5 protein-coding genes are annotated in these 6620 nt (G+C 67.8%); 4 read left to right on the forward strand and 1 reads right to left on the reverse strand.

Going from position 1 to position 6620, the window contains the following annotated elements; genetic code table 11:
- Window positions 1-15: 15 nt before the first annotated feature.
- Window positions 16-969: an ATP-dependent DNA ligase gene (locus AC1DIW_RS19450; RefSeq protein WP_478110255.1), complete on the forward strand. Its 954-nt coding sequence runs from the start codon at window positions 16-18 to the stop codon at window positions 967-969.
- A gap of 155 nt (window positions 970-1124) precedes the next feature.
- Window positions 1125-1316 carry a YegP family protein gene (locus AC1DIW_RS19455; RefSeq protein WP_478110257.1) on the forward strand — a complete coding sequence of 64 codons (192 nt, stop codon included), beginning with the start codon at window positions 1125-1127 and terminating at the stop codon, window positions 1314-1316.
- Window positions 1317-1605: 289 nt separating this feature from the next.
- Here the strand turns inward: AC1DIW_RS19455 and AC1DIW_RS19460 are convergent, their stop codons facing one another.
- Window positions 1606-4842, reverse strand: coding sequence for a hypothetical protein (locus tag AC1DIW_RS19460; protein WP_478110258.1), 3237 nt, complete (start codon window positions 4840-4842; stop codon window positions 1606-1608).
- Window positions 4843-5631: 789 nt separating this feature from the next.
- Here AC1DIW_RS19460 and AC1DIW_RS19465 point away from each other — a divergent pair.
- Together AC1DIW_RS19465 and AC1DIW_RS19470 are read left to right on the forward strand one after the other, a co-directional pair.
- The gene (locus tag AC1DIW_RS19465) at window positions 5632-6117 is read left to right on the forward strand and encodes a GNAT family N-acetyltransferase (RefSeq protein ID WP_478110259.1); all 486 of its coding nucleotides are present in this window, start codon (window positions 5632-5634) and stop codon (window positions 6115-6117) included.
- Window positions 6118-6250: 133 nt separating this feature from the next.
- A complete protein-coding gene (locus AC1DIW_RS19470) occupies window positions 6251-6565 on the forward strand; it encodes a 5'-nucleotidase (protein ID WP_478110261.1) in 315 nt (104 codons plus the stop codon).
- The last annotated feature ends 55 nt before the right edge of the window (window positions 6566-6620 follow it).

Here is a 6620-nt window from a genome sequence, read left to right on the forward strand (position 1 = left end):
TGCAGTGTGGAGGGCATGCCTGTGGTGTCGCTGCATGCGCCCGTCGCCCTCGCGCGACGCGTGGATGAACTCATCCCGTCGGGAGTCAAGGACTTGGTGTGGGAGCCGAAGTGGGACGGCTACCGGGCTCTGATCGGCGGCGGCCGCATCTACTCCCGCAACGGCACTAACCTCACTCCCCTGTTCCCGGACCTCACGCCTGTCCTGAACGCGCGACTACCCGACGACCTAGTGCTCGACGGCGAGGTCATCGCCTGGGATCCGGGTGCCGGTCGGCTGGACTTCGAGGGGTTGCAGGCCCGCATGACTGCCGGTCGACGAATTCGCACGGTAGCCGCCCGACGCCCCGCCCAGCTCGTCGTCTTTGACGTGCTATCAGCCGGCGCCGAGGACCTGCGCGGTCGACCCCTGCGGGAGCGTCGAGCGGTGCTCGAGCAGGCCCTGGCGGGGATCGCCTCCCCCATCGTGCTCTGCCAGCAGACCGATGACCTCGCACTCGCCCGAGAATGGTTCCAGACACTCACGGCCGGCGGCATCGAAGGTTTGGTGATCAAGGACGCCGGCGGCAGCTACCCGACCGAGCCCGGTCAACGGGTGTGGTGGAAGGTGAAGGCGAAGCAGACACTGGACATGCTCGCGATCGGGTTCACCGGCGATGTCGCCGCTCCCACGGCGTTAGTTCTCGCGTTTCCGGGAGACGTCGACGACGAGGGCAGGCCGGTCACCGCAGGGTCGACGACCTCGCTCCCGAAACCTGCGGCCAAGTCCCTAGCGCCGTTGTTGCGCCCGACTGGCGAGGCGTTCGAGCGCACCTTCGCCTGGGGCTCGGCTACCCCGACTCGCGTGACGGTAGTCGCGCCGTTCATCGTCGAGGTCGAGTCGGACGCCTCCGCCGCCCCTGGGGTGCTCCGACACGCTGCGCGCCTGCACCGGGCGAGACCTGACCTCGACCCCGGGGAGAGGAACTAGGAGGTAGGCGATCGCCTCAACAGGAGCACGCCTGCTCGGCCCTGGGAGGAGGGTCACACCAGTTGAACCAATAGACGGATGAGCAGCTCACTCGGTAGCCGCAGTGCAGGGGCGGGTACGAGCGGCGCAGGCGTAAGCGCAAACAAGGAGATGACATGGCTGCGAAGTTCCGCGTGACCCACCAGCCGGGCAAGGGCTATCACTTCAACTTGGTCGCCACCAACGGACGAGTGATCGCCAGCAGTGAGCACTACGAAACCCACCGGGCCTGCCTAGAGGGCATCGAGTCCGTCCGAAGGAACGCGCCGCAGGCCGAGCTGGACGACCCGACCGCCAATAAGGACTGACCGGACCGATGGGGCGACGCGCCAGCACTGGTCGCCGGGTGGTCAACCACACCACAGCCCACACCGCGCCAGGAGCCGGGGGCATGCCATCGAGCGAGGCTCGGACCAGCGCCTCTGGCTGGGGCGCGCCAGCCGCGGACTTTGTTAATGGCCATCGTGTGCACCGCGGTCACCGTCGTCGCGCCACGCGGCCGACGTAGGGCCAAAGGCACATATGGACGAACGTCCGAGGAGCGGCATGACAGGACGTTCCCGATCTTTGCAGCAGTCGGCTGGCTAGTGCGTCGTGTCAGTGCAGCAGGACCAGTCCGTCGACGTAGACGCGCTTGCTGCCGACGGGGGTGAGGGTCAGCGTTCCTGTCCGGGTGGGCCCGAGTGGGAGCCACAGCACCTGCTTCAGCCGTGTCGTAGACGAGGCGAGTGACTTGCGTCCGAGGTAGACGCCGGCAAGCCGGACGTCGACCGTGCCGCAGGTGGAGCAAGTCGTGACCACGAGGCCCACCTGCCGCGCGCGGACCGACGCGGCGAGGACCCGTCCGCTCCACGCCGCTGTCGTGTACGTCCCGAGGTAGTAAGGGGCACTCGTCCCGCGGGTCCACCCGATTCCTGTCATCGACCGGTCGTCGAGCGCGACGGTGGTGCACGTCTCTGCCGACCAAGCGCCGACGTTCCCCACCGAGTCACGGGCTCGGGTGGAGAAGCAGTATGAGTAGCCCTTGCCCATGGTGAGCGTGAGGGACGTGCCCGTCAGCCCCTGCCACGTGGCCGGCTGGATCGGGGCGGTGAACGAGCCGGTGGGCGTGGCGTACCTTTCGCGGACGTCGTAGGTGGCGACCCCGCTGCCTCCGGTGTCGATGGCTGAGAACCGCAGCGTGCTCGCGGTGGCCAGCAGGACCTGCGGCATCGCAGTCGTGGTGGTGACCGGCGCGGCAGCATCGACCGTGATGGTCCGGGCTGCCACGGTGGTCCGGCCGTCGGGTTCGACGGTGCGGACATGGAGGGCGTGGTCGCCCCCGGCGAGGGCTGGCGTCTTCCATGGCGTGGTGCAGGGCGTGTACGCGCCGGAGTCGACGGCGCAGGACAGGGACGTCCCTGTGGGGAAGGTGCTGAAGTCGATCGGCACTGTGGCGACCGGACCGGTCAACGCGGGCATCGCCATGATGGCCACCCGACGCCCGGCCCAGGTCAGCGGCACGGGGTCAGCACCCCAGACGAGGCCGATTGGCGTCGTGGTGGTCGGCACTCCGACGCTGCTGATCGACACGCGGTTGAGCGCCCCGAACAAGGTCGGTGGCCCCGAGACGATGAATGACGTCGAGTCCGGCGCCCACAGCGGCGCGGCCGCACGGTAGAGCTCGGGCACCTCAGAGGCCGTCCCGCCGGCCAGGGGGACGACCAACAGGTTGTTGTGCTGGGCTTCGTTGTAGGTGAGCCAGCGCCCGTCCGGTGACACGGTGGGCCAAAGGCCACGCGGCGAACCGGTGACGGGCCCGAGGCGGAGTCCGGTCGCCCCGTCGACCTTGACGAGCAGTTGGTTGGCGCTCTCGTCGGTGGCCACGAGGGTCCGCGAGTCCGGCAGCCAGGCACCGCCGCTGACACCGGCCGTCGACGAGACGGCCTTGCCGGTGGCCGCGTCGATGACGTACGTGGTCGGGGCGCAGCAGTTGGTCGTGCCGCTGGTCCACACGGCGATGCGGGATGCGTCCGGGGACCACGCGAGGTCGACGACCCGTTCCGGCGTCGACCACATCTTGACCGGTGCGGTGCTGTTGTCGATGGGATGGCGCCAGATCTCGTAGCTGGCGTTCGCGCCCCACCGGACCGTGGCGATCACCCGTCCGTTGGGGGAGGCCTCAGCGGCCACGATCTGATCGGGCACGCCGGGGACCGGCCACGGCACGGGCTGCCGGCCGCCCGCGACCGCCAGGCCGGCCAGCTTCGGCGTGGGGCCGCCGTACTGGACCTGGTCCTTGACGGCGAGCACGTCGACGGCGTCCGACGGCTGGACCGGCGCGGACTGCGGGCCCTCGCCGAGCGTGTTCTCCATCGACACCGTGTAGGTCGCTCCGAATGGCGCATTCGGGTCCGTCCAGAACAGGTTCTGGCCGACGTCGAAGCGCGTCTCGGTCCCGTCGACCTGCCGACGCACGAACCAGTGGGTCGCGCCCAGCCCACCGGGGTCGGCCGGGTCGCTCCAGGTCAGGTCCACGCCCCCGAAGGGCAGGCGCACCGCCTTCACTGCTGTGGGCTCGGAGGGGAGCCCGATGGCGTGCATCCGAAGGGTCGCGCTGTGGGCGGCGCGCAGCGTCGAGTCGGTGAACGAGAGCTGGACGTTCCGGTCTCCACCATGAGTTGGGGTGACGGTGGCCTCGATGCTGCAGGTGGCGCCTACCGCCAGCTCGATGCCGCAGGAGTCGGACACGATGGACCAGTCGGCTGCCGCCGAGCCGGTGATAGTGCGAGCTCCGAGCGGCACCGGGAGCCCACCGAGGTTCGAGACGTCAAGGTGGGCTGGTGCGGAGGTCTCACCGACACGACCTTCAGGCAAGAGGAGGGTGCTCGGCGTGACACTCACGACGGGCACGTCCGAGGGAGAGTTGTAGTTGATGTGCCCGACGGCGGTGGAGGACCCACAGTCGATGCGGTAGTGGGCAGTCAGGGACTCGAGCACCCCGGCCGGCGTGTAGCTCACCGCGTCGACGTCAAGCTGCGACGGCGCGCCGCCGCAGTAGACGTCCGAGACACGCAAAAAATCGAGCCTCTCGGGTACCTGCGTCGCGTCGTAGTGTCCCGGCCCGGGCAGCAGCGCCGGGAAGCTTGCCTGCACGCTCGAGGAGGTCAGCGTCTCGTAGTCGTTGCTCGTCGGGTCGAAGCCCTTGGTGATGACCACATCGCGGCCGACATGCTGAACGGTGCCGGTGCCGGAAGTTGGGTCGCTCGGTTCGAGGTCGAGCGTCAGGGCGTTCACGGTGCCAACGGTGGCGTCGACCGCGGGACGGGTTCCTGTCACCTGCGGTGATGCGGGTCCGTCACCGGCGAGGTTCGTGGCGATCACTTCGTAGGTCGCGGACGCGCCCGACGCCAGTGACGAGTCGACCCAGGTGCGCGCGGTCGAAGGCAGTGGCCCTGATGCGTCAACCCAGCCGGTCGCGGCCGCCTTGAGGACGCGGTAGCTGCTGACCTCGGAGTACGCGGATCCCCACGCGACCCCGTAGCCCCCGCGCACCGGGAACACGCGCATGGGGCTCGACGGGGCTGAGGGCGGGGACACCGCTGTGGCGCTGATGCCGGTGACGAGTTGACGGCCGGGACTGGTCGGATCGGGAATCGTCACCATTGAGACGGAGGTGCCGCTCGTGGCTCGGTTGAATCCCACATCAACGGTGCAGTCGTCACCGGGGGCGAGTGTGCGGCCGCCGCAGCCGTCGGTGACGATCGAGAAGTCCGTGACACCGACCACGTTCGTGCCCACGGTGGTCGGCTGCAGGATGCCGGTCGGGCCGGTTCCGTTGTTGACGAAGCGCACGGGGGTCACTGTCTGACGGCCAGCAGGTACGCGACCGACTGAGACAGGGTCCGGGCGGACGGCGGAATACGGGTTCGTCACTCCGATTTGGATGACGCCGGAGGCCCAGCCGATCTGAGTGCACCACAGACCATAGGTGGCCGACAGCTGCGTGATGGCCTGTCCGGAGTAGGTGACGCTGTCGACCGTGATGCGGCCGCTGCCGGAGGCCGGACACACCCCGTCCAAACGGTTCTTGGTGGTGCCGTCATTGACCCTGTAAAGGGTTCCGGCCTGGGGAAGCGAGCCGTCACCGAGGCTGAACGTCACCGTCGGCGTCGTGGAATCGGAAGTGCTGAACACCACTTGGTTGGTCGCTGACACGGTGGCCGAGACCACGTCGCTGACCCCGGATGTCCTCGCGTAGGGCGTACCGGTTGCCTTGAGAGCGAGGACATCGTGGTCCACGATGCCGATGCCCTCTGCGTGGGCACTGGCCGGTGCGACAAGGGCCGCCGCCGACACGGCAAGCAAGAGCAGGGCAGCGCGCAAGCGGTACATGTGAAAGGACCTCCCCATGCACTTCCCGGGGTGGGGAGGGCGACTCAATGTAGCGGCCCTCGGCGCGGAATGGATCGAAACGGACAAAAGTCCTTAATCCAAAGCTGGTCGCGTCTGAACGCCTAACCACTCGAGAGCCGGCGACGCCTTTCGGGCCGCCTTTGGTGCCGTCCCCAGCGCGGCATGTGCGGATGTTAGTGGGCGATGAAATCGGTTGTGGGTGGATACCGGATCGGTTGGACTGATCTCATGACCGACACCGTCAGTATCCGTCCGCTCAGGATGGCGGACGCGGAGGAGATGGCTGGCGTGCTCGCACACCCCGACCTCTACGTGTTCACCGGGGGTGAACCGCCGAGCCGGTCTGATCTGGAGCGGCGCTACGCCCTCCAGGTCCGCGGCCACTCCCCAGACGGAAGCGAGCTCTGGATCAACCACGTCGTCGTGACGGAAGGAAGGCAGCGCGCTGTCGGCTACGTGCAGGCCACCATTCCGGCCGGCGGGGGACCGGCCGAGATCGCCTGGGATATCGGGCGAGCCTGGCAAGGCCGCGGCTATGCGACTCAAGCGGCATTGCTGCTGCTCGGTGAGCTACGTGATCGGGGGGTTAGGCGGATCGTCGCCCACATCCATCCGGACCACAAGGCTTCCCAGGGCGTCGCACGACAACTGGGACTGCGACCTACGGAGATCAAGGAGGACGGCGAGACCCGCTGGATCGGAGACGTGGCCTAAGAAGTCCATACTCCTACGCACTGCTCGCGGCAGGAGCGAGCATTCGTAGCCCTGGGCCCCGATAGAACTGCAGAAGAAGGCTCGACGGCACGGGATGGGACGTACCATCGCGTTTTGACCCTGGGGAGGAATCGTGGCGTACGAGCTTGGACACCGTCTGGTAGTCGGTGTTGCGTCCAGCGCGCTGTTCGACCTGCGTGAGTCCGACGCGGTATTTCGCAGTAGAGGCGAGGCGGCCTACCGCGAGTATCAAGAGCTGCACCTGGAGGACCCACTCGAACCCGGCGTCGCTTTTCCTTTCATCCGTCGCTTGCTGTCACTCAACGACTTGGGGGAACCGGCCGATCCTCTAGTTGTACTGACCGGACAGGTTGGTCGAGTCGGTGTGACGACACGGTGTGACGTGACGCGAAGGGAGGACCCTCCCGCGGTTGAGTGGAACTGCTGAAGGTTCACTCGACAGGAAGGTCCTCCCGTGTCCCACGCTAACGCAGCCCTGACTC

The organism is Terrabacter sp. 01T434 (genome assembly GCF_056398545.1).